Annotated in this window: 20 protein-coding genes and 2 tRNA genes; 6 read left to right on the plus strand and 16 right to left on the minus strand. The window is 33.0% G+C overall.

The features are described from left to right. Positions 1-47 precede the first annotated feature (47 nt). The 6 genes from rpsA to NU08_RS11365 all read right to left on the minus strand — a co-directional run bounded on the left by rpsA (position 48) and on the right by NU08_RS11365 (position 9126). The gene (gene rpsA, locus NU08_RS11340) at positions 48-1823 is read right to left on the minus strand and encodes a 30S ribosomal protein S1 (protein WP_012024823.1); all 1776 of its coding nucleotides are present in this window, start codon (positions 1821-1823) and stop codon (positions 48-50) included. 414 nt (positions 1824-2237) lie between these two features. After that, positions 2238-3614, minus strand: coding sequence for a nucleoside permease (locus tag NU08_RS11345; protein ID WP_129747214.1), 1377 nt, complete (start codon positions 3612-3614; stop codon positions 2238-2240). Between the two features lie 69 nt (positions 3615-3683). Continuing rightward, entirely contained in the window at positions 3684-4376 is a 693-nt protein-coding gene (cmk, locus tag NU08_RS11350) for a (d)CMP kinase (RefSeq protein WP_129747215.1), read from the minus strand. Positions 4377-4566: 190 nt separating this feature from the next. Next, positions 4567-5586: a type IX secretion system protein PorQ gene (gene porQ, locus NU08_RS11355; RefSeq protein ID WP_129747216.1), complete on the minus strand. Its 1020-nt coding sequence runs from the start codon at positions 5584-5586 to the stop codon at positions 4567-4569. A 142-nt stretch (positions 5587-5728) separates the two neighbouring features. Beyond that, positions 5729-8182: an endopeptidase La gene (lon, locus tag NU08_RS11360; RefSeq protein WP_129747217.1), complete on the minus strand. Its 2454-nt coding sequence runs from the start codon at positions 8180-8182 to the stop codon at positions 5729-5731. A gap of 260 nt (positions 8183-8442) precedes the next feature. After that, a complete protein-coding gene (locus NU08_RS11365) occupies positions 8443-9126 on the minus strand; it encodes a hypothetical protein (RefSeq protein ID WP_129747218.1) in 684 nt (227 codons plus the stop codon). A 163-nt stretch (positions 9127-9289) separates the two neighbouring features. Between NU08_RS11365 and NU08_RS11370 the strand changes: the two genes are divergently transcribed. The 4 genes from NU08_RS11370 to NU08_RS11385 are packed head-to-tail and all read left to right on the plus strand — an operon-like array spanning position 9290 to position 12173. Then, complete coding sequence (locus NU08_RS11370) at positions 9290-9844, plus strand: RNA polymerase sigma factor (protein WP_129747219.1); 555 nt, start codon at positions 9290-9292, stop codon at positions 9842-9844. A 14-nt stretch (positions 9845-9858) separates the two neighbouring features. Further along, positions 9859-10392: an anti-sigma factor gene (locus NU08_RS11375; RefSeq protein WP_129747220.1), complete on the plus strand. Its 534-nt coding sequence runs from the start codon at positions 9859-9861 to the stop codon at positions 10390-10392. Beyond that, complete coding sequence (locus NU08_RS11380) at positions 10376-11434, plus strand: hypothetical protein (protein WP_129747221.1); 1059 nt, start codon at positions 10376-10378, stop codon at positions 11432-11434. The genes NU08_RS11375 and NU08_RS11380 overlap by 17 nt, the downstream gene beginning before the upstream one ends. A gap of 19 nt (positions 11435-11453) precedes the next feature. Beyond that, positions 11454-12173 carry a head GIN domain-containing protein gene (locus tag NU08_RS11385; protein WP_129747222.1) on the plus strand — a complete coding sequence of 240 codons (720 nt, stop codon included), beginning with the start codon at positions 11454-11456 and terminating at the stop codon, positions 12171-12173. A gap of 92 nt (positions 12174-12265) precedes the next feature. Here the strand turns inward: NU08_RS11385 and NU08_RS11390 are convergent, their stop codons facing one another. The 6 genes from NU08_RS11390 to NU08_RS11415 all read right to left on the minus strand — a co-directional run bounded on the left by NU08_RS11390 (position 12266) and on the right by NU08_RS11415 (position 21861). Next, a complete protein-coding gene (locus NU08_RS11390) occupies positions 12266-13570 on the minus strand; it encodes an MFS transporter (RefSeq protein ID WP_129747223.1) in 1305 nt (434 codons plus the stop codon). A 143-nt stretch (positions 13571-13713) separates the two neighbouring features. Then, positions 13714-14523, minus strand: a complete 810-nt coding sequence (locus NU08_RS11395) for a M48 family metallopeptidase (RefSeq protein WP_129747224.1) — start codon at positions 14521-14523, stop codon at positions 13714-13716. Between the two features lie 84 nt (positions 14524-14607). Beyond that, the gene (locus NU08_RS11400; RefSeq protein ID WP_129747225.1) at positions 14608-17007 is read right to left on the minus strand and encodes a glycoside hydrolase family 31 protein; all 2400 of its coding nucleotides are present in this window, start codon (positions 17005-17007) and stop codon (positions 14608-14610) included. Positions 17008-17194: 187 nt separating this feature from the next. Then, complete coding sequence (gene glgB / locus NU08_RS11405; RefSeq protein WP_129747226.1) at positions 17195-19102, minus strand: 1,4-alpha-glucan branching protein GlgB; 1908 nt, start codon at positions 19100-19102, stop codon at positions 17195-17197. A 61-nt stretch (positions 19103-19163) separates the two neighbouring features. Beyond that, a complete protein-coding gene (locus NU08_RS11410; RefSeq protein WP_119791109.1) occupies positions 19164-20444 on the minus strand; it encodes a glucose-1-phosphate adenylyltransferase in 1281 nt (426 codons plus the stop codon). After that, positions 20434-21861: a glycogen synthase gene (locus tag NU08_RS11415; protein WP_129747227.1), complete on the minus strand. Its 1428-nt coding sequence runs from the start codon at positions 21859-21861 to the stop codon at positions 20434-20436. Before NU08_RS11415 ends, NU08_RS11410 begins: the two co-directional genes overlap by 11 nt. A 117-nt stretch (positions 21862-21978) precedes the next feature. Between NU08_RS11415 and NU08_RS11420 the strand changes: the two genes are divergently transcribed. Beyond that, positions 21979-22845: an alpha/beta hydrolase gene (locus tag NU08_RS11420; RefSeq protein WP_129747228.1), complete on the plus strand. Its 867-nt coding sequence runs from the start codon at positions 21979-21981 to the stop codon at positions 22843-22845. 50 nt (positions 22846-22895) lie between these two features. After that, positions 22896-23540, plus strand: coding sequence for an endonuclease III domain-containing protein (locus NU08_RS11425; RefSeq protein ID WP_129747229.1), 645 nt, complete (start codon positions 22896-22898; stop codon positions 23538-23540). Here the strand turns inward: NU08_RS11425 and NU08_RS11430 are convergent, their stop codons facing one another. From NU08_RS11430 to NU08_RS11445, 4 genes are all read right to left on the minus strand, one after another. Next, a complete protein-coding gene (locus NU08_RS11430) occupies positions 23541-23975 on the minus strand; it encodes a nuclear transport factor 2 family protein (RefSeq protein ID WP_129747230.1) in 435 nt (144 codons plus the stop codon). A 14-nt stretch (positions 23976-23989) separates the two neighbouring features. Beyond that, positions 23990-24442, minus strand: a complete 453-nt coding sequence (locus NU08_RS11435; protein WP_129747231.1) for a DUF1569 domain-containing protein — start codon at positions 24440-24442, stop codon at positions 23990-23992. Positions 24443-24607: 165 nt separating this feature from the next. Then, a tRNA-Leu gene (locus NU08_RS11440) sits at positions 24608-24693 on the minus strand. Positions 24694-24699: 6 nt separating this feature from the next. After that, a tRNA-Phe gene (locus NU08_RS11445) sits at positions 24700-24772 on the minus strand. Positions 24773-24868: the final 96 nt, after the last annotated feature.

The raw sequence follows: 24868 nt of genomic DNA on the forward strand, positions 1-24868 counted from the left end.
AAAGTCCCGCATTTCTGCGGGACTTTCTATTTAGATGAAACTAAGAATTATTTTTTCTCAGTTTTTTCCATTTTAGCTTTTAAAGCAGCTAATACATCATTGTTATCACCTAAAGTAGCAGCTGGTGCGTTTGTAGATGCAGATGCAGTAGTTTCAGCAGCAGCTTTCACGTTTTTCTCTTCTTCTTCTCTGAAGATAGCAGTGTGAGAAGCAACTACTCTTTTGAATTCTTTGTTGAACTCGATTACTTTGAAATCAGCAGTATCACCTTTTTTCAATTTCTTTCCGTCTTCTTTTTCAAGGTGACGAGTAGGAATGAAAGCAACGATATCATCTCCGAATTCTACAGTAGCTCCTTTGTCAACGATTTCAGAAATCTCACCGTTGTGGATAGTTCCTACAGCGAAAGAATCTTCGTATTGATCCCAAGGATTAGCAGTAGTTTGTTTGTGACCTAAAGATAATTTACGTCCTTCAACATCTAATTCTAATACTACAACATCAAGTTTTTCACCAACGTTTACAAACTCAGATGGGTGTTTAATTTTCTTAGTCCAAGATAAGTCAGAAATGTAGATTAATCCATCAATTCCTTCTTCTAATTCTACGAAAATACCAAAGTTTGTAAAGTTTCTAACGATACCTGTATGTTTAGAACCTACTGGGTATTTAGAAGTAATGTCAGTCCATGGATCTTGAGTCAATTGTTTGATACCTAATGACATCTTACGATCTTCTCTGTCAAGAGTTAAGATAACTGCTTCAACAACATCTCCAACTTTCACGAAGTCCTGAGCAGAACGTAAGTGAGTTGACCATGACATTTCAGAAACGTGGATTAAACCTTCAACACCTTCAGCAACTTCGATGAAAGCACCATAATCAGCGATTACAACTACTTTACCTTTAACTTTGTCACCAACAGTTAAGTTAGCATCTAAAGCATCCCATGGGTGAGCGTTTAATTGTTTCAATCCTAATTGAATTCTTGTTTTCTCATCATCGAAATCAAGGATTACAACGTTTAATTTTTGGTCTAATTCAAGAACTTCACTTGGGTGGTTGATTCTACTCCAAGAAAGGTCAGTAATGTGAATTAATCCGTCAACACCACCTAAGTCAATGAACACACCATAAGAAGTAATGTTTTTAACAACACCTTCTAATACTTGTCCTTTTTGTAATTGACCGATGATTTCTTTTTTCTGTACTTCAATGTCAGCCTCGATAAGCGCTTTATGAGATACAACTACGTTTTTGAATTCGTGGTTGATTTTTACCACTTTGAATTCCATCATTTTGTTTACATATACATCGTAGTCTCTAATTGGCTTAACGTCAATTTGAGATCCAGGTAAGAACGCTTCGATTCCGAATACGTCAACAATCATACCTCCTTTAGTTCTACATTTAACAAAACCGTTAACGATTTCTCCAGTTTCATTAGCTGCAATAACTCTATCCCAAGATTTGATAGTACGTGCTTTTCTGTGAGATAATACTAATTGACCTGTTTTATCCTCACGGATGTCGATTAATACTTCTACTTTGTCACCTACTTTTAAGTTTGGGTTGTAACGAAATTCGTTTAAAGAAATAACACCTTCAGATTTAGCATTGATATCAACGATAACGTCTCTATCTGTAATTCTAACTACAACTCCTTCAACTACTTCTTCTTGATCTGTAGCGATGAAAGTTTTAGATACTAGTTCCTCAAACTCTTGTAAGTTTTTTTCATCTACTGCATCGATTCCTTCTTGGAAGTTGTGCCAGTTAAAATTTGCTAAAAACTCTTCTTGTGATTTTGTTTGTTCAGACATGCTGATAAAAAAATTTGTATTCTGTTTTTCTCGAGTTTCTCTATGCGATAGAAAATACAGAAGTTGTTTTACATAAATGGTTGATACCTAAAGGAAACTCTTCTCTGCCAAAAGGTTTGCAAAATTACTACAAATATTTGGATTTACAAAATATTTTCTGATTGATTATCAGTTGATTATTAAGAAGCAGAAGATTTGGGGTTTCAAAAGACGCTTAGTCCCGCTATCCGTTGCAATCTTTTGTGCCAAACACCGGCACAAAAGGATTTCCACTTCTATCGGGGCTAGATTAGAAAGTCTCGTTTTCATAAGAACCTTAAAAACGAAACCCGACAGGTTTAAAAACCTGTCGGGCTTACTATGTGCAACTATCTTTGTTGTAGTTTTAAAATTCAACAAAGATTATTTCTAATACTAATGACTCAAATTCTCAATCTCTTTTGGATCATGTTTGTGTTTAAACAAAACAGCAAAAGCAATTGCAATCACCAAAGCATAAAGTGCAAACGAAAGCCAGATTGTGTGCCAGTCTTTCATTAAAACTGGATTTGTAAAAATTCCGTCTGCAGAAATAGAGTTTCCTTGACTTTTTACAAATTCTACCATCTTTTCATTAGTAGCATCTGTTTGTAAAAATCCTGCTAATTCTGTAGTATTAGCAAACGATTCTGTAAAGAAACGATCAATTGCCCAACCAGAAGTCAAACTTCCTAAAACCGCTCCTACTCCATTGGTCATCATCATAAATAAACCTTGTGCAGAAGAACGAATTTTAGAATCGGTATTACTTTCTACGAATAAAGAACCTGAAATATTGAAGAAATCAAATGCCATTCCGTAAACGATACAAGAAAGGATAATCATCCATAAACCATTTACAGGATCTCCAAAAGCAAATAATCCGAAACGTAAAACCCAAGCCAACATACTGATCAGCATAACTTGTTTGATTCCGAAACGTCTCAAGAAAAACGGAATTGCCAAAATAAACAACGTCTCAGAAACCTGAGAAATCGACATAATAATAGTCGAATATTTAATCACAAATGAATCTGCATATTTAGGAAAATGTTTAAATTCATCCAAAAACACATCTCCATAAGCATTTGTTAATTGAAGCGCTCCTCCTAAAAACATAGAAAAAACAAAAAACAAAGCCATTTTGTAATTAGCAAAAAGCTTAAACGATTCTAAACCAAAAGTTTCAATCCAAGTTGCATTTTCCTTAATTAAACGTTGTGGTTCACATTTTGGCAATGTAAAAGCGTATAAACCTAAAATTAAAGCGCCTGCTCCAGCAATATAAAACTGATATTCAGTTGCTTTACTTCCACTCAAATTGGTAATCCACATGGCAACAATAAAACCAATTGTACCCCAAACACGAATTGGCGGAAAATCTTTTACAATGTTTTTATTGTTTAACTTAAGCGAAGTATAAGATATAGAGTTACTTAAAGCAATTGTTGGCATATAGCAGCACATTGCCAAAAGCATAACTATAATAAAAGTATCTGGTGTAGTAACTTGCGCAATTCCAAATAAAACTGCAGCGTATAAAATATGAAGAATTCCGTAAAGCTTTTCAGCATTTACCCATCTGTCGGCAATAATACCTGTTAGAGTTGGCATAAAAAGAGAAGCGATTCCCATAGTTCCGAAAACTAGTCCAAATTGAGTTCCTTCCCAGTTTTTTGTGCCAAACCAATAATTTCCAATTGTTATAAGCCAGGCTCCCCAAACAAAAAATTGAAGAAAGCTCATTAAAATCAATCTATTTTTAATCCCCATATAATTAAAATTGTTCTTTAGTAAAAATGAAGCGGTAAAACTACCATTTAAAATAATATCTGCAAAAAATTATGCTGTTTTAACAACATCATTCACTAATTCAAGAACTGCAGCAAATTGTTCTTCTCTACTTAAGTAAGAATTATCAATCTCAATCGCATCATCAGCAATGACCAAAGGAGAATCTGCACGGTGCGTATCCATATCATCTCTTTCGATAACATTTTTCAAAACATCTTCATAAGACACATTGTCTCCTTTTGCCTGTAACTCGTCAAAACGTCTTTGCGCACGAGTTTCAGCGCTTGCTGTCATGAAAATTTTAAGTTCTGCATTTGGAAAAACAACGGTTCCAATATCACGACCATCCATCACGATGGCTTTATTTTTTCCCATTTCCTGCTGCTGTTCTACTAATTTAGCACGAACTTCTGAAACTGCCGCTACTTTACTTACAAAATTAGAAACTTCGATAGTTCTAATCTGCTTCTCCACGTTTTCACCATTCAAATACATTTCGGCAAAACCCAAATCTGCATTATATCTAAATTCAAGTTTAATATCGGCTAATGCTTCAATCAAAGCTTCTTTCTTAAAAAAATCTGCTCCAATCAAATTATGTTGCATGGCAAAATACGCTACTGCCCGATACATCGCTCCAGTATCTACATAAACATACTCTAGTTCTTTTGCCAATTGTTTTGCAAGAGTACTTTTTCCTGTAGATGAAAATCCGTCGATCGCAATGGTAATTTTTTTCAATTTTTTGTTTTTAAATTTTTATTCTATTAAAGACTGCTTCAAGTCAAAAACAGTCAAAACTAATGCAAATGTAGCCATCTTTATTTTTATATAAAGCATCTAAATTATTTGTTTTATCAGGAATAAATTATAGAACAAAAACTTTTATTATATGGCTATAAAAAAAAGCAAATAAAACAGCTTCATGAAATTATTGAAAATTTAAAGTCAAGCCAAAAAGACTTGTATTGGCCGCCAATGTATATCTAGAATACGAATAATTAAACTTTAACTTATTCATTCTTAAACCGAAACCTAATGAGACACCAGAAAAATTGCGCTGTTCATTAACCCTTAATTCTTCGCCTCTTCTAAAATTATATCCTACACGAAAATTAAATGCTCTTTTAGGAAAAAGCTCCACTCCAAAAGCCACGTGTCTCAAAGCATTATTTACAAATGAAACTTTCTCAGGACTCGTAGATCCGTCAATGTTGGTTTCTCCACGATTGGGATTCGAAAAAGAGATATTCCATTGTTGCAAATTTTCTAATGAAAGATGCCAACGAATGGGCACATGTTCTAATTCTTGCGAAATACCAGCTACGATTTCAAACGGAAGATTTTCTTTAATTCCTGAATACGTTGTAAACTGTGTTCCCATATTTCTAAACACAAGAGCAAAATTCAGATCATTCATTTCATTTACATAAAGAAAACCCAAATCAAGTGCGCCACCAATCGAATTATAACTTTCTAGAGATGACGTAATCAATTTAGCACTTGCTCCTATATAAAAGTCTGTAAAAGGGACATTGTATGCATATCCAAGTGACAAAGCGCCTTCGCTTCCTGTAAAATTAGAAGTTGCCTGGCCATTTTCGTCATAACCTTCAAATGTACCATAGTTTACATACGTAACGCCAGCATAAAAAGTCTGCACATGCCTATCATAAGTATAGGCGTACGACGCTGTTCCGTATGAAGCTTCTCCGTAATAACTTCCGTAATTCAATGCCAAATGATTATCCATGTCTGAGTTTATTAGTGCAGGATTTGACATGGCTTGATTGACATCTTCATCATAGATCGTGATTATATCGCCTCCTAATGCGGCCTGTCTTGGCGAAGTGGTTAGATTTAAAAATTGATAGGTGTAGCGCCCTCCTACTTGTCCGAAAGAATACGAACAAATTAAGATCACAGAAAATAAAACAACTTTTTTAAACATTTGTTTTTGGCGCACCTATATGGGAATAACGCAACTGCAAATATAAAATTATATCCCTCTTAAAATAAAGTCAAATAAAAAAATTCCAAATCCCAATGAGAAAATTGGAATTTGGAATTTGACAATTTAAAGTTTTTAAAATTTACTTTAATTCTTTTGCATTTTTAACTTTTTGATCAGTCAAAGCGATTGCTAAAACTTCGCTCATTTCTTTTACATAATGAAAAGAAAGACCTTCTAAGTACTCCGCTTTTATTTCATCAATATCGCTTTTGTTTTCGTGGCAAAGAATGATTTCTTTTATTCCAGCTCTTTTAGCAGCTAAGATTTTCTCTTTGATTCCGCCAACTGGAAGCACTTTTCCGCGAAGAGTGATTTCTCCTGTCATAGCTAGGCTTTTCTTAACTTTTTTCTGAGTTAAAAGCGAAACTAACGAAGTAAGCATTGCAATACCAGCACTTGGTCCGTCTTTTGGAGTTGCTCCTTCTGGAACGTGCAAGTGAATGTTGTATTTCTGGAACAATTCTGTGCTAATACCTAATTTCTTAGCATTTGCCTTAATATATTCTAATGCAATTGTAGCAGATTCTTTCATTACAGTTCCAAGATTTCCTGTAATGGTCAATGAACCTTTTCCTTCAGAAATTAAAGATTCAATAAAGAGAATATCTCCTCCAACACTTGTCCAAGCTAAACCTGTTACAACACCGGCAACATCATTATTTTCGTATTTATCACGCTCTAATCTTGGCACTCCCAAAATTGCCACAATATCTTCATCTGTAACTTTTTTGTTGTACTCCTCTTCCATCGCAACAGATTTTGCTGCATTTCTGATAACTTGAGCAATTTTAGTTTCTAAGTTACGAACGCCAGATTCTCTTGTATAACCTTCAATGATTTTTTCTAATTGTTTTTTGCCAATAGTTAAATCTTTTGCAGTTAAACCGTGAGCTTCCAACTGTTTTGGAAATAAATGTCTTTTCGCAATTTCTACTTTTTCTTCGATTGTATAACCTGACATTTTGATTACTTCCATTCTGTCACGCAAAGCTGGCTGAATTGCCGCCATGTTATTTGAAGTCGCAATAAACATCACTTTAGACAGATCATATCCCATTTCAAGGAAGTTATCATAAAAAGCACTGTTTTGCTCAGGATCTAAAACCTCCAATAAAGCTGAAGATGGATCGCCACTATTGCCGTTTGATAATTTATCAATCTCATCTAAAATAAATACAGGATTTGATGTTCCTGCCTTTTTCAAGCTCTGAATTATACGTCCTGGCATTGCTCCAATATACGTTTTTCTGTGTCCGCGAATTTCCGCTTCGTCACGTAAACCTCCTAAAGAAATACGAACATATTCTCTTCCTAAAGCTTCTGCCACAGAACGCCCAATAGAAGTTTTACCAACTCCTGGAGGCCCTGTTAAACATATAATTGGTGATTTCATGTCATTTCGCAATTTCAAAACTGCCAAATGCTCAATCATTCTTTTCTTAACTTCATCAAGACCAAAATGATCTTTATCTAAAACTTTCTGTGCGTGTTTTAAATCAAACTTATCTTTAGAATATTCGCCCCAAGGCAATTCTAAAAATAACTCTAAATAATTGCGCTGAATTCCAAAATCTGGAGATTGTGGATTCATACGACGCATTTTAGACAATTCTTTCTCGAAATGTTTCTGTGTTTTTTCGTCCCACTTTTTGGTTTTCGCCTTCTGCCCCATTTCGTCCATTTCTTCTTCCTGAGAAACTCCACCCAATTCTTCTTGAATGGTTTTCATTTGCTGGTGAAGGAAATATTCTCTTTGCTGCTGATCTAAATCAAAACGAACTTTTGACTGAATGTCATTCTTCAATTCTAATTTTTGAAGTTCAACATTCATATAACGCAATGTCTCTAAAGCTCGTTCTTTTAATCCATTTATTGATAAAAGCCCTTGTTTCTCTTTTACAGATAAATTCATGTTTGAAGAAACAAAATTGATCAAAAACGATTGGCTTTCAATATTTTTAATGGCAAAAGTAGCTTCAGAAGGAATATTTGGACTTTCTTTAATAATCTGAATTGCCAGTTCTTTTACTGAATCTAAAATCGCTGTAAACTCAGTATCATTTTCGTCTGGACGTTCTTCTGCAACTTCTTTGATTGTTGCTGTCATGTACGGCTCTTCTAAAACAACTTCATCAATTTCGAAGCGTTTTTTTCCTTGAAGAATAACCGTAACGTTTCCGTCAGGCATTTTAAGCACACGCAAAATACGCGCTACAGTTCCTACTTTATGAATATCATCTTTTGACGGATCTTCGTCTTCCTCATTAATTTGAGATACAACACCAATAATTTTTCCGCCTGCGTTAGCATCATTAATTAGTTTGATAGACTTATCTCTTCCAGCAGAAATCGGAATAACAACTCCTGGAAACAATACAGTATTACGTAAAGGTAAAATTGGAAGCGAAACAGGAAGTTCTTCATTATTCATTTCCTCCTCGTCTTCTGGCGTCAACAATGGAATTAATTCTGCCTCTGAGTCAAATTCTTGAAGTGACAGATTGTCAATAGTAAGTATTTTATGGTTTGACATAATAAAATATAAGTCGTTTTGTCATTAAAATTGTTATGCTATCTGTAAAAAGAGTATTGCTTATTGAAGTTTTTACTGAAAATACGTTTCGTATTTCAATTACAAGATAGGGCATAAAAATAGACAATCATTGTGCCAAAACAAACTTAAAGTACAAATAATTCCAATTAATCAATTTCAAAACACAATCGATTGTAAAGTTTAGAAAATAAAAAACCCGAAAATCATTTTTCGGGTTTTATAACATATTATTTCTGCTATTACTTCAAAGAGTACGAAACGAGTTCTGAAGTAGTTCCTGATGATTCTAATTTTACAATTCCAACATCTTTAGCAATCCAATAGTAGATATCAGATGAAGAAGTTTGCTCTTGCGTTGAAGCTTCAATATGCAGTTTAAACTTGATTACATTATTATACGTTACTTCTTTAACTTTTAAGCTTATTCCTTTTTCCAAAATAGTACCAGTGTAATTTGCATTCATTTTCAAAGATGGAAAATTTGGTATGTTAAAGCTTGTTTCTAAAGAATAAGATCCTGCCCATGTTTGATTTACATCAAGATAATCCTTAAAAAGAATATATTCATAACCAGTTGTTTTTCCAGTTATTCCTTCAGAACTATAACTCACTTCATCAATAACGATATAATAATCTCCTTTTACTTTTTTAAGTGAAGCACCAACTGTTCCAGAAATTTCGTCAGTAGCACCAAATAGTTGGTTAAATTTATAATACGTATTGCCATCTTTATTAGATGAACTCTGAATTTTCACTGTGCTTTCAGTGCCATCTTGGTCAAAGACCCATTGATTTCCCACTTTTGAAGGCCAATAATCTCCTGTTGATTCTCCGGCAGTCTCTTCAGAATCACTGCTACATGAATTGAACATAAGTCCTGTCATAACAAACAGGATTGCAAAGCATTTGTTTAGTTTTCTCATAATTGAATTTGTTTTTGGTATTAAAATTTTATGTGAAATTATAGCAATGAACATATTATACCTTACGGCATTACGTAAAATCAAAAAATATTTTTTATTTTTTTATCAAAACTGTAACAAACAAAAAAAAGCCAAGTCTATATTAAAAACCAAAAGCCACTACTTGAATATAAACAACCAAAATATCGAAGAACTGATTGCGCTTTGTAAAAGCAACAATCAAAAAGCGCAGTTTGAAATATACAATCGCTATTGTAAGGCGATGTATAACGTGGCTTTTCGTATTGTAAAAGACGAACATTTTGCACAAGACGTCATGCAGGAAGGTTTCTTAAAAGCTTTTACAAAAATCAATGACTATAAACAAGAAGTGGCTTTTGGAGCATGGTTAAAAAAAATAATCATCAATTATAGCATCGATTTTTACAAGAAAAACAACTCTTTTCAAGTAGAAGATTTAAGTAAACAGCTTTATAAAATCGAAGAAAACGACGGAATTATTTCTGAAAATATTGACTTAAACTCTCTAAAAGTAAAACAGGTTTTAGATACAATTCTGCAGCTGAAAGATAATTACAGAATGGTGCTGACACTTTTTTATATAGAAGGTTATGATCAAGAAGAAATCTGCGAAATTTTAAACATCACATACGCAAATTGCAGAACAACTTTGAGCAGAGCAAAAGATAGTTTGAGAAAAAAATTGGAAGAGATATAAAATGAATTGGAATTATGAAAAATGAAAAAGACAACTTAGACAAATTATTCAACAAATTTGAAAATCAGTGGGATATTCAGGAATTAAATCCGGATCATCAGATGGATTTTCTTCAAAAACTAAACAAAAAAGAGCCTAAGAAAAGATATTGGTTCGTGACTGCTATTGCCGCCTCGATTGTATTAATGCTTGGAATATCTCTTTTTTATAAAAATGAAAAACCAAAAGAATTCAAATTTGCTTCTAAAGAAACTAAACGCACCGATTCTATTTTCAATATTCTAATTGACAACGAACTGGTTAAACTGAAAGAGAAAAACTCGCCAGAAAATCAGCAGATTATTGATGATGCAATGAAGCAGATGAAAACCTTTGATGCTGACTATCAAAAAATCATCAATGAATTGCAGAAAAATGGTGAGAACAAACAAATAATTTATGCGATGATTAGCAATCTGCAAACGCGTATTTCTTTTTTACAAACCGTTTTGAAAAGAATTGAAGACAACGAAAAACTAAAAAACACCTCTAATGAAAAAACACTATAATTTACTCATCTTATTTCTTTTGATTCCTTTCTTGGGATTTTCAAACGATGACTCTTTTATAACGAAACAAAAAAGCATTAAAAAAACGTATATCGTAAATTCGAATGCAGGAATCGATATTGACAACAAATACGGAAGTATCACTGTAACCACTTGGGATGAAGACAAAATTGATCTCGACATTACGATAAAAGTTAATGGACCAAACGAAAATTGGGTAAACGAACGATTAAACAGCATTGATGTAGAGATCACAGCTCTTAAAAGCATGGTGACAGCTGTAACATCTTTAGGAAGTTCTAATCTTAAAAGTAAAGGAAGCAATAACAGTTTTGAAATTAACTATGTTATTAAGATTCCGAAAAATGGTTCAATTAAATTAGCCAATAAGTATGGAAATATTTCTATTCCCAGTGCAGAATCTTCTACAAATATCGAATGTAAATATGGAAAAGTTACATTAGGAAAATTAAACGGGTCTAGCAATCAAATATCGATTCAATACTGCCAAAATTCAAGTATTGATTACATAAAAGCAGGAAATATCGATGCTAGATATTCAAATCTTAAAATTAATGATTCTGGAAACCTAAATATTAATGCAAACTACACAGATATCAACCTAAATGACGGTCAAAACATTAAAGCGGATTGCAATTATGGTACATTTAAATTTCAAAAAATCAATTCTTTAAGCGGTTCAGGGAATTACTTAACTTTTATTATTGGCGAAGTGTCAAGTAACTTTAGTTATGATACCAATTACAGTAAAATCAGTATTGGAACAGTGACCGAAAAAGCTGGAAATATTAGCATAAACTCAGGATATACTGATATTACAATTGGCTATGTTCCAAACTACGCTTTTGACTTTGACATTTCGGCGAGATATTCGAATATCAAACATGATAATTCTTTAGAAGTTTCTGTTTCTGAAGTTAAAAGCAACAGCAAAAGAATCGCGGGTTTTTACAAGAAAAAAGGCCAGAATAAAATCAACATCAATTCGAACTACGGAAATATTTCGCTAACAAAAAATTAATCATCTAAAAATCAAAACAATGAAAAAGTCAATTTTACTACTAGCGCTAGCTGTATTTTTTACAAATAGCACAATTAATGCGCAAAACAAAGTACAAGGTAACGGAAAGATAGTTACCGAAACGAGAACTACTGGAGATTACGACGGTATTAAAATAGCAGGTTCTTTTGATGTGGATTTAGTATCTGGAAAAGAGGGAAAAATTACCCTTAAAGGAGAAGAAAATTTATTAGCCGTTATCAAAGTTGAAGTTGAAGATAATTCGCTAAAAATTTATGTAGAAAAAGGCACTCAAATCCGTACAAGTTCAGGTAAAATTCAAGTTACAGTTCCTTTTGAGAAAATTTCAGAATTAAGTTTAGCCGGTTCAGGAGATATCCAATCAAAAGACGTAATTAAAAATGATAATCTTGCTGTGAAATTATCTGGTTCCGGAAATTTTAATTTGCCAGTTGACACAAATAACTTAGAATTGCATGTTAGCGGATCTGGAAATATTCATTTAAAAGGAACTGCAGACAAACTTACAACTAAACTTTCTGGTTCTGGAGATATTGACGCTTCGAACTTAAAATCTAAAATTGTAGAAGCCAACGTTTCTGGATCAGGAAATAGCAAAGTAACTTGTGCCGAAAGTATTACAGCTAGAGTTGCTGGTTCTGGAAATATAAAATATATAGGAAATCCTGAGAAAAGAGATGTAAAAGTTTCTGGATCTGGAACTATTACAAAAGGTTAATTTTCTAAAAAAAATATCACGAATTACAAAAGAAATCATCAATCAAACAATCCTTGCAATTCGTGATATTGGTTATTGTAAAAGGCGTTTCATTAATTTGAAACGTCTTTTTTATGTACTCTTCTTAAAAGGAAAATTGAGGTTACAAAGAATATCGCCAAAATCACAATAGCCGCACGCGGACTTCCTGTAATCTGATCGATGATTCCGTAAACACACATTCCGATTACGATTCCTATTTTTTCTGCCACATCATAAAAACTGAAGAATGATGCTGTATCTTCTGTTTCTGGCAATAATTTAGAATATGTAGATCGTGATAAAGCTTGAATTCCTCCCATTACAAATCCTACAACAGTTGCCATAACATAAAAGTGTGTCGGCAATGTTATAAAGTAAGCTAAAGCACAGAAAACTGCCCAAATCGCATTGATAAAAATCAAAGTTGGAACGTTACCCCATTTAGAAGAAGCATAAGAAGTTAAAAGTGCTCCAAAAACAGCTACAATCTGAATTAATAGAATACAAATTATTAAACCTATTGTACTTTCTTCTTTTGAAGACCATTGAATTTCCTGAGCTCCAAAATAGGTTGCTACAAGCATTACAGTTTGAACTGCCATACTGGAAACAAAGAAACCTCCTAAGTAACGCTTTAAAGGAATATTTTCCTGTAATAATGCCCAAACCTTTTTTAATTCTTTAAAACCATTAAACACAACAGCTTTTGTTAGTTTCTGTCCTGTTTCTTTACTTCCTTTTGGCAAATAATAATAAGTATATTGGCTAAATAAAATCCACCATACTCCTACCATTACAAAAGAATAACGCATAGCTTCCATTCTTGCAGCATCATTTTCAGCTCCCATTATCATCCATAAATTGATAGCCAACAAAAGAACACTTCCTATATATCCTAAAGAATATCCTTTAGCACTAATTCTGTCTTGCTGTTCTTCAAATGCTATATCTGGAAGATATGAGTTATAGAAAACCAAACTCCCCCAGTATCCTAATAGTCCAAGGAAATAAAATGCTAATCCGACATAAATATTTTCAAGATCAAACCAATATAATCCCATGCATGACAAAGCTCCCACGTAACAGAAAAATTTCATGAAGGATTTCTTGTTTCCAACATAATCGGCAATACCTGATAATAATGGAGAAATAAAAGACACAACCAAAAAGGCCGCTGCCGTGATAAAACTAATTAATGCTGAATTTTTTAAATGAAGACCGAAAACATCAATGTAATGATCACGATCGCTGAATAACGCTTCATAAAAAATTGGAAATACTGCCGAAGCGATTGTAAGTGTATAAACTGAATTGGCCCAATCATAAAATGCCCAAGCATTTAAAAGCTTCTTATCTCCTTTTGGTAGGTTTTTCATAGAAATGGTTTGTTAAATAGGCTACGAATTTATCTATTTTTTATGATAATCAAATACAAATTATCTAATTCGTTCATTAATAAATTATAAACAAAAAAGCCATTCATAATGAATAGCTTTTCTTAATATCCTAAAAATATATTTTATTTAATAGTTCCTACTTTTAATGCAATTGCTTTTGCTTCGGGAATCAAAGCTTTAATATTAGCAATCCTTGTAGCATCAGAAGGGTGAGTGCTCATGAATTCTGGAGTTCCTGAACCACCTGATTTCGCCGCCATCCTGCTCCAAAAAGCAACAGCATCATCTGGATTGTAACCTGCAATTGCCATTAAAGTCAAACCGATTTTATCAGCTTCACTTTCGTTGCTTCTGCTAAATGGAAGCATAACTCCTACTTCAGAACCAATTCCGTAGGCTTGAGCAAATATTTGTTGTGTTGCTTCAGATTTTCCGCTTGTTGCAGCTCCTAAAGCCGCACCTCCTATTTGCTGTAATTGTGCCGCAGACATTCTTTGTGCACCGTGATTTGCCAAAGCGTGAGAAACTTCATGCCCCATTACCGTTGCCAAACCTGATTCGTTTTGTGTAATTGGAAGAATTCCAGAATAAACCACAATTTTACCTCCTGGAAGACACCATGCATTTACTTCTTTGTTGTCTACCAATTTATATTCCCAACGATAATCTTTTAGATATTGTGTCTGACCTAAATAATTCAAATATCTTTCTGCAGCTGCCTTTATTTTAAACCCTACAGTTTCAACAAGTTTTGCGTCTGCTGTTCCGGTAATAACTTTGTTTTCAGACAAAAAAGTACTGTATTGCTGAAAAGAGGATGGAAATAATTCGCTATTTGAAACAAAATTCAAATTTTGTTTTCCCGTAATTGGATTTGTTGCGCAACCCATAATAAGTGCTCCAAAAACCCCTAAAAACACATATTTTTTCATAATTCGAGCTATTTTTATAGCAAAAATACGATTAAAAAAGATAAAATGTTTTATACGATAAATCAAAAAATTATCAAAATTTAACTATTCTCCAATAATGTGAAGCTCATTAAACTCTTTATCAACCACTAAGAAATTATTTTGCTCGAAACTAATTTTATCAAACTCTATTTTTTCATTGTCAATTTCAATTTCTGTAACTTTAAATGGAAGTCCAATTAAATTGATTTTATATTTAGAATAAGGCGTTTCGTATTTTCCTTCTTTGTGAAGCTGAATAATAAGCTCTTTTTCTTTTCCTATATTTCTTAGTGACAAATAACTGTAACGCCCTTTTTTATAATCATAGCCATCTTGAGCATCTTCATAAACTGCTGACTGCTCTTTACCGTTTTTATAGTAAACATCAAGTGTCAATTCATCAAATTCTAATTCTCCTACATATTGCTGAACTGGATATTTAGGAATAATTGCACCCGCTTTTACAAAAACCGGAATCTCATCAAATTTACTATCAATCCAGATTTCTCTTCCTCCAATAAAAAGCTCATTTGTCCAGTAGTTATACCATTCTCCTCTAGGAATATACATACGTCTACCTACAGCGTTAGGTTCAAGTATTGGACACACCAAAATTTGATTTCCGAAGATAAATTCATCATTGCGATAATGTGTCTGCGTATCATCCTGATCAAAATAAACTAGCGGTTTTAACATCGGAACTCCTTCTTCAATATATTGCCAAAACATGGTGTATAAATAAGGAAGCAATTGATAGCGAAGACTAACAAATTTTCTAGTGATATTAATTACTTCTTCGTCAAATGACCACGGTTCCTGGTTTCCGTGATCTCCTGAAGAGTGTGTTCTACAAAAAGGATGAAAAACGCCTAACTGAATCCAACGTGCATATAACTCACCTGAAGGCTGTTCTGCAAATCCACCAATATCAGAGCCTGTGAATCCCATTCCAGAAATAGACATTCTCTGCACTTGTATATTTGCAATCCATAAATGTTCCCAAGTTGCTACGTTATCTCCTGTCCAAGAAGAAGTGTATCGCTGAGCCCCAGAATAAGCCGATCTTGTAATTACAAATGGACGTTTCGGATAAGCGAATCGTTTCACACCATGATAAGTTGCCCTTGCCATCTGAGTTCCGTAAATATTATGGGCTTTTCTATGACTGCAAGGATTTCCATCGTAAAAGTGGCGAACATCCATTGGAAATGTTTTATTGGGAACTTCCATTACAGCAGGTTCATTCATATCATTCCAAACACCTTTTACTCCTATCTCTGAAACTAATTCTTTAAACAAACCGGCCCACCATTCTCTAACTGCGGGATTTGTATAATCTGGAAAATTGCATTCGCCTGGCCAAACTTTTCCTTTCATATAAGGACCATCGGCTCTTTTGCAGAAATAATCTTTTTCTAAAGCTTCCTTGTAAACCCAATAATCTTTATCAATTTTAATTCCGGGATCGATGATTACAACCGTTTTAAAACCATCTTCGGCTAGTTCAGCAACCATCTTTTTGGGATCTGGAAAATAGTTTTTGTTCCAAGTGAAACACCTAAAACCATCCATATAATCAATGTCCAAATAAATGGCATCACATGGAATTTGAAGTTCTCTGAATTTTGAAGTGATTTCTTTTACTTTACTTTCCGGATAATAACTCCATTTACATTGATGATAGCCTAAAACCCAAAGTGGCGGTAATTCTGGTTTTCCAGTTAAATCGGTATAAGTAGTAACAACATCTTGCATCTGCGGGCCATAAATGAAGTAATAATTCATTTCACCACCTTCTGCCCAAAAACTGGTAATATTTCTTCTTTCCTGACAAAAATCAAAGAAAGTTCTAAATGTATTGTCAAAAAATATTCCGTAAGATTGTTTGTTGTGCAAGCCAATGTAAAACGGAACAACTTTATATAAAGGTTCCTGATCTTTTTGGTAAGCATATTGATCTGTAGCAAAATTTTCTACTCTTTTGCCTTTAAGATTCATTTGAGTGGCTTTATCTCCAAGACCGTAATAACATTCTCCGTCTTTAGAGTATTTACTCATTTTTACAATGTTTCCACCATATTCATAGCTTTCTTCCCAATGAAAACCAAGTTCATCTTCTAGAATTAGAAAATCGTTTAAATCATAAATTGAGAGACGAAGATCTGCTTTTTGGATTTTACATTTTACTTTGCTTGTTCTAATCTGGAAATACGTTTCTTCTTCAGTAAGTTCCAAAAAATTATAACCGTGAAGCTGACTTTTATCGATAGCATATGAGAAGTCATTGCTGAAATACCCTTTTGTAGTAAAACGGAATCGAATTAGACTATCACGAAGAACAGTAACTTTTAAAATTACTTTGTTGTCGGTGTTAAAGAAAATAGAATCTCCTTCATGTTCATAAGAGACAATTTTTGATGGGTATAAATCGCCTTTGTATTCTAATGATGTGTTTGTAATCATATCTCAAATGAATTAATTTAACATTTTCCTCATATCCAAACATACAAAAAAAGTTCGTAACGCCCTATGAATAAAAGGTTTATTCACGAAAACGTTTTTTCTGAATGAGTTTCAAATTACAAAACAAAAAATCAGCAATTTGATAATTTTGAAACGATATAATGACAAAACCTTAGTTCAAGATTTTTTATTCAATCAAAGAATATACAGTAACACTTAAAGGCGGTAAGATTAATGCAACAGAAAAATCTCTTCCATCATAAGCAACTGTTTCTATTTTTAATGTATTAGAATTTTCTACGCCACTTCCACCGTAAATTGTGGCATCGCTATTAAAAATCTCTTTCAATTTGCCTTTTTTGGGAATACCAATTCTATAATTTTCTCGAACAACTTCAGTAAAATTGCACACCACAATTAAATTCTCATCAGGATTATTTCCCTTTCGCATGTATGATAAAATAGCATTTTGGTGATCTGAATAATTAATCCATTCAAAACCATCGCCACTAAATTGTTTTTCGTATAAAGCTGGCTGTGACTTATACAATTGATTCAAATCTGTAATCAATCTTTTTATTCCAGAATGAAAATCATATTGCAGTAAATGCCAGTCTAAACTTTGTTCAAAATTCCATTCTGAAGTTTGACCAAATTCAGCTCCCATAAACAGAAGTTTTGTTCCAGGGTGCGTAAACATATAGCTATACAGTAATCTCAAATTTGCAAAACGCTGCCATTCGTCACCAGGCATTTTATAGATAAGCGAATTTTTGCCATACACCACTTCGTCATGCGAAAATGGAAGCATGAAATTTTCAGTAAAAGCATAGGTCATCGAAAAAGTCAATTCATTCTGATGGTATTTTCTATAGACGGTTTCTTTTTGAAAATATTTTAAAGTATCGTGCATCCAGCCCATCATCCATTTCATTCCAAAACCTAAACCTCCTATAGAAGTGGGTCTTGAAACCATCGGAAAAGAAGTGCTTTCTTCTGCAATAGTTTGAATTCCATCAAAATTAGAATAGATTACTTCATTGAATTCTTTAAGAAAGCTAATGGAATCAAGATTTTCTCTTCCTCCAAAAATATTAGCTTCCCATTCTCCATCTTTTCTAGAATAATCCAAATAAAGCATAGAAGCCACAGCATCGACTCTAAGTCCGTCAATGTGATAATTTTGAAGCCAAAAAACAGCATTACTGATTAGAAAAGCACGAACTTCATTTCTTCCATAATTAAAAACTAAACTCTTCCAATCAGGATGATACCCTTTTCTCCTATCTGGATGTTCATATAAATGCGAACCATCAAAAAAGCCTAAACCATGAGCATCATCAGGAAAGTGCGACGGAACCCAGTCTAAAATTACTCCAATTCCTTCCTGATGCAATCTATCAACCAAAACCATAAAATCCTGTGGTTTGCCAAAGCGTGAAGTCGGTGCAAAATATCCCGTCAATTGGTAACCCCAAGAAGGATCGTACGGATATTCCATTATAGGCATAAACTCAACATGCGTAAAACCAGTTTCTTTTACATATTTTACTAAATCATCTGCAAGTTCCAAATAAGTCAAAAACCGATTATGTTCTGCTCTTCTCCAAGACCCCAAATGTACTTCATAAACCGAATATGGTTTATCTAATGCATTATAATCCTGACGTTTCTGCATCCAATTTTCATCCTTCCACTTATAATCCAAATCCCAAACAACAGAAGCTGTATGAGGCGGTTTTTCACAATAAAGTGCAAAAGGATCGGCTTTTTCGGTAATTACACCATTGATATTAGATCGGATTTTATATTTATAAAGTGCTCCTTTTGAAATATCAGGAATAAATCCTTCCCAAATTCCAGAAGAATCCCAACGCACATTTAGATTATGTTCGCCCTGAGTCCAATAATTGAAATCGCCCACAACAGAAACCGACTGCGCAGTTGGAGCCCAAACTGCAAAGTAAACACCTTTAACTCCGTTCACCTCAGTTAAATGAGCTCCTAATTTTTCATATAATCTGAAGTGTTTCCCAGCTTTGAATAAATCTATGTCAAAATCGGTAAAAAGAGAATGTGCGATTACTTTAGTCATGTTTGATTTTTAAGGCGATTGAAATTTGGAATTTGGGATTTTTATAATATTTTTTCAGGTTTTATTCAATTCTAAAGTTGTCTGAAAGCGTAACTCCTTTTTTGATGACAACAATACCATCTTTTATACTATACAATTCATTCGTAAAATTGTCTAAATGTTTTCCTCCACTAATGTGAACATTATTTCCAATACGAACATTTTTATCAATTAAAGCATTATTAATAAAGCAGTTTTCGCCAATTCCGACATGAATTTTATTAATACTACTTTCATGGTTTAATTCGTCAAGATCTTGATAAAAATCATTACCCATAACGTAGCAGTTCTCCAAAACGGTTCCTTCTCCAATTCTGGAACGAATCCCTATTACTGAACTTTTGATTTCTTTGGCATTAATAATACAGCCTTCTGATATCAGAGATTGATTGATAATCGAATTTCTAAATTTAGATGGAGGCAGTAATCTAGGTCTTGTAAAAATTTTATTCTCGTTATCAAACAAATTAAACTCTGGAATATCTGCTGTTAAACCAATGTTTGCTTCAAAAAATGATTCGATATTTCCAATATCAGTCCAATATCCTTCATATTGGTAGCTTAAGATTTTATGTTTTCCAACAGATTGGGGAATTATTTCTTTACCAAAATCTTTTGTTTCTTGGTCAGCCATTAATTCTACAAGCAATGATTTATTGAAAATATAAATCCCCATAGAAGCCAGATATTTTTTGCCTTTTTCCTGCATTTGCTCACTCACTTCAGATTCCCATTCTGGCAATAAAGAAGCATGAGGTTTTTCTATAAATGCATGAATATTGTTTTCGTGATCGGTTTTAAGAATACCAAATTCAGGTGCATCCTTTGCATTTACAGGCAAAGTTGCAATAGAAATTTCAGCGTCAGCAGCAATATGCGCTTCGAGCATTTCATTAAAATCCATTTGATACAATTGATCTCCAGAAAGAATTAAAGCGTGATCAAAATCGTGTTTCAAAAAATGTGACATACATTGTCTCACAGCATCGGCCGTTCCTTGAAACCAAGTTGGATTGTCTGGAGTTTGTTCAGCAGCTAAAATATCAACAAAAGACTGACTAAAAATACTGAAATTAAAAGTGTTTTTAATGTGAGCATTTAGTGACGCAGAATTAAATTGTGTCAAAACAAATATTTTAAAAATATCCGAATTTATACAATTTGAAATAGGAATATCAACCAAACGATATTTTCCTCCAATCGGAACCGCCGGTTTTGATCTTGTTTCTGTCAATGGAAATAAACGTGAACCTTGTCCACCTCCTAAAATAATGGCGACTACATTTTTCTTTTTAAATTTCATCTTGCTGAATTATTAAGTTGTATATTTCGATATATTCTTGGCAAACTCTTTCCCAGGAATGATCTGCTGACATTCCTCTTTTTAAAACTTTATTGAAGTTTATTTTATCCTCATACAACCTAACAGCACGATTTATTGAATAGCATATATCAGCCACAGAAGCTTGATCATGACAAACTCCATTTCCTTCATCACCAAAATCAATAACCGTATCTCTCAATCCTCCAGTTCTTCTAACAATTGGAATTGTTCCGTAACGCATCGCATACATCTGATTTAATCCGCATGGCTCTACCCTTGAGGGCATTAAAATATAATCTGAACCTGCATAAATCAAATGCGCCAATTCTTCATTATAACCTATAAAAACATTGTAATTTCCTTTATAATCATTTCGCAGTTGAGTCAGCTGTGATTCAATTGCTGCATTTCCTGATCCCAAAATCAAAATATTAATTTCTTCAAAATGTTCTGACAAAGCCAAAGCAGAAGCATGCGGAAGCAAATCGCCTCCTTTTTCTTCAAACAATCTTCCAATAAAGCTAAACAGTGGCTTTGAAGGGTCTAAATCAAATTCTTCACACAGTTTTTCTTTATTTTTCTGTTTTCCTATTTCAAAATCTTCAATCGAATAATTTTCTACAATCATTTTATCTTTTATCGGATTCCAAACTTCAATATCGATTCCATTTAAAATTCCCCTTGATTTATTTCTTACAGAATTAAACAATGATTCTAAACCATTTGCCGAAATATTAATTTCATTTAAATAACTTGGAGAAACTGTTGTTACCGCATTTGCACATTTTATTCCTACTGCTAAAGAGTTTATCGAATTGCTCCATTCTAAAAACCCAACATGTTTCAAGTCAAACTCTGGTAAATAATACAATTTATCAAAACCAAACCATCCTTGATACAAACCATTATGAATCGTTATGGCCATTTTTACATTTTTTATACTTTCATATTTATAAGCAAATTGCAATAAAAACGGAATAACTCCAGTGTGATGATCGTGGCAATTAATAATGTCTGGAATTTTATTTCGTGCTATAATCCAATCCAATGTCGCAATTTGAAAAGACAAAAATCTTTCTATATCATCTTCGTACCCATAGACATTCGGACGATTGAATAATTCATTAATCTCGATCAGATACAGCTCATATCCTAATTTATCTGTTGTTTCCTTTAAAACACTAAACGGAAAATTAAAATCTCCTAATTTAACTGTACCCCAATGGACACATTCAAAATCATTTTCGTGCCTAAACTTTGTGTCGTAACAAGGAATTACAACTCTAACTTCATGTCCAGCAGACTGCTGATATTTTGGCAATGCACCAACTACATCTCCCAAGCCTCCAACTTTTGCCACAGGGTAGCATTCTGCACTAATATGAAATATTTCCATTCAAGAAATTAATTTATGATTATAGATAAGAAGCAATCATTTAAATACTACTTTTATGTTTTCTAAATTTAGCAAAAAATCAAGCAAAAATCTTTAGTTTAAACAAGTTTTATTGAAATGGCAAAAAAGGCAATTAATCCTACTAAATCATTAAAAATTCCTAAGATTATTATAATTTCTGCGAAAATTTGCGCATTTATTTCAACAAATTTAGTCACAAAATTTGCTGCAAAGATTTTCACAACGCCTATAAAGCATAAAGTTCCCAAACGGGAATTGGAAATGGATTCAAAAAGTCAGCAAAAGATAGTTTATGTCCCTGCTATCGATAAAAGTGTAGTTACTTATATATATGGCGATAACCCACGCAAAGTATTATTGGTTCATGGCTGGTCTGGAAGAGGAACACAACTTTTTAAAATAGCTGATGAACTTTTAGCAAATGGCTATTCGACAGTTAGTTTTGATGCCCCAGCACATGGAAAATCAAAAGGCAAGACAACTATAATGTCCGAATTTATAGCTTCTATATTGGAAATAGAAAAACAATTTGGTCCTTTTGAAATCGCAATTGGACATTCTTTAGGTGGAATGTCTGTTTTAAATTCGATAAAAGATGGACTTAAAGTAGAAAAAGCAGTAATTATAGGAAGCGGCGATATTGTTCAAGATATTTTAGATGAATTTACATTTAAACTAGGATTAAAGAAAGAAATTAGCATACACCTAAGAGTCTATTTTGAAAATATGTATCAGGTTAAAATGGATGATTTTTCTGCTTATAAAGCTGCTCAAAAGGTAGAAATTCCTGTTTTAGTTATGCATGATAATGATGATCCTGAAGTTTCTGTTAAAGCTGGAATACATATTCACGAAAACCTTAAAAATGGTTCTTTATTTTTAACTGATGGTCTTGGTCACAGGAAAATTTTAGGAAATCATAGTGTTATTAAAAAAATTCTAGAATTCATACAAAATCCGTAAATTTATAAATATAAAAAACTAATTATCAATATTTTAAACTTAAAAACCAAATGGATTTATTTGAACAGACTTCGGATTGGGAAACAAAATTAAAACCCATTTTAAAAAAATACAAAGGAAAGAAACATCCTTTGGAATATCATAACACTTATCAATTGCTTGTAATGGTTATTCTTTCAGCACAAGATTCTGATGCCAATATAAATACTATAGCACCAAAATTATTTGAAAAATACCCAACACTAAAAAGCATATCTCAAACTGATATAGAAACTTTTATATCACATATTACTAAAGTTCGAAATTACACTACAAAAGCTCAATGGATTCTAGATATAGCAAAAACTATTAAAGAAAACGCAAATATTCCACTAACAATGTCAGGATTAACAGCCTTAAAAGGCGTTGGAAGAAAATCTGCGAATGTTATTCTGAGAGAATCAAATAAACCAGCTGAAGGAATTATCGCTGACTTACATGTTATTCGTGTAGCCCCTAGAATCGGAATTATAAAAGAAAGCAAAGACGGAAACAAAGTAGAAAAAGATTTAATGCAAGTTCTTCCTAAGAATATTTGGTCAGAAATTGGAATGGCAATTTCTTTTTTAGGAAGAGAGACCTGCAGACCAAAACCTAAATGTCTTGAATGCCTATTAGCAGACATTTGCTTATACTATAATACAGAAGTAATCTAACTATTTCCTTCTTGTATCAATTAAATAAATAATCTTCCAAGAATCTTTTTCTTTAAATAATGTAAAAGCATTCACTCCTGTATGACTTAATTTATCATTGATGTAAAATTCGTAGGGAGTCCAAACATGTGCCATACTACCATCAATCTGAATATTATAGCTTAAAATTTTCTCTTGAAATTTCATGCTCGTAGGAATTGAAGCAATAGATTTATAAAACTCTTTTGCACTTTCATTGGACAATTTATTCCCTTTTACAATGCTTTCGCTAATAGACTGCAAAATCATTTTATCTGCACAAACTAATTTAATCTTTGTTGTGTCTCTTTGATGGAATCCTTCAAAAAAAGATTCGATACATTTTTGAGCTTCTTGTTTTTGAGCATTAGAAGATAGCCCTAAAAGAAGAAAAAGAATGATTATATAAATTCTCATAATCGTAGATTAAATTAAACACCAAATTGAGAAAAATGATGGTCTAAATGTTTTACAAACATATTATTCCATTCTTTAGAAGACAATACACCAAAAGAAAACGATTCTTTACCCTCAAATTCTTTTTCTCCTAATTCTTGCGTTTTTTGAATATAAGAAATCAATCTGCTTTTCTCCAGCTCAAAATCACGATCTCCTTTAATGATAAATTGCGGAGCTGTACTAAGATTTCTTGGATAAGGAGATTCGCTTACTACTTTGTTTTTAGCCAATAGTTTTAAAAGAAGTTTCATTAAAGCGTTTGGTTTAGGATGAATATTATCATAAACCATTTCATACGTTACATTGCAGTGAGCCAACATCTGATCTACAGACATCTTACCCCAAAGTGGTTGTGTATTAGCTGTAAGCTGATTAATTCTACTTATAAATTGATCACAATCTTCTTTAAGAAAAACATTTTGCATCGCTGAAAGTAATAGTTAAAGTTAAATAGAGAAGTAAAAATATAAAATTTCTGATTAAAACAGCTTTTGAAGTTTAATATTTTAGAATAGTGATAAAGAGAAAAACCTATTTCAGTTTAGAGCAAAAAAAAACTTCAATCAACAAAAGCTAATTGAAGTTTTTAGTACTCAGAGCGGGACTTGAACCCGCACGAACATTGCTGTTCACTGGATTTTAAGTCCAGCGTGTCTACCAATTTCACCATCCGAGCATGATGTGGTACCTCCAGGGATCGAACCAGGGACACATGGATTTTCAGTCCATTGCTCTACCATCTGAGCTAAGGTACCTTATTGTTTATATTTCTATAAGCAAAAATTTGAATAAAAAACCCCGTTTAAAAAACAGGGTTTTCAAAAGAAAGGCGACGACATACTCTCCCACAT

Origin of the sequence: Flavobacterium anhuiense, assembly GCF_004151235.1 — a bacterium.
GTDB classification, from domain to species: domain Bacteria; phylum Bacteroidota; class Bacteroidia; order Flavobacteriales; family Flavobacteriaceae; genus Flavobacterium; species Flavobacterium anhuiense_A.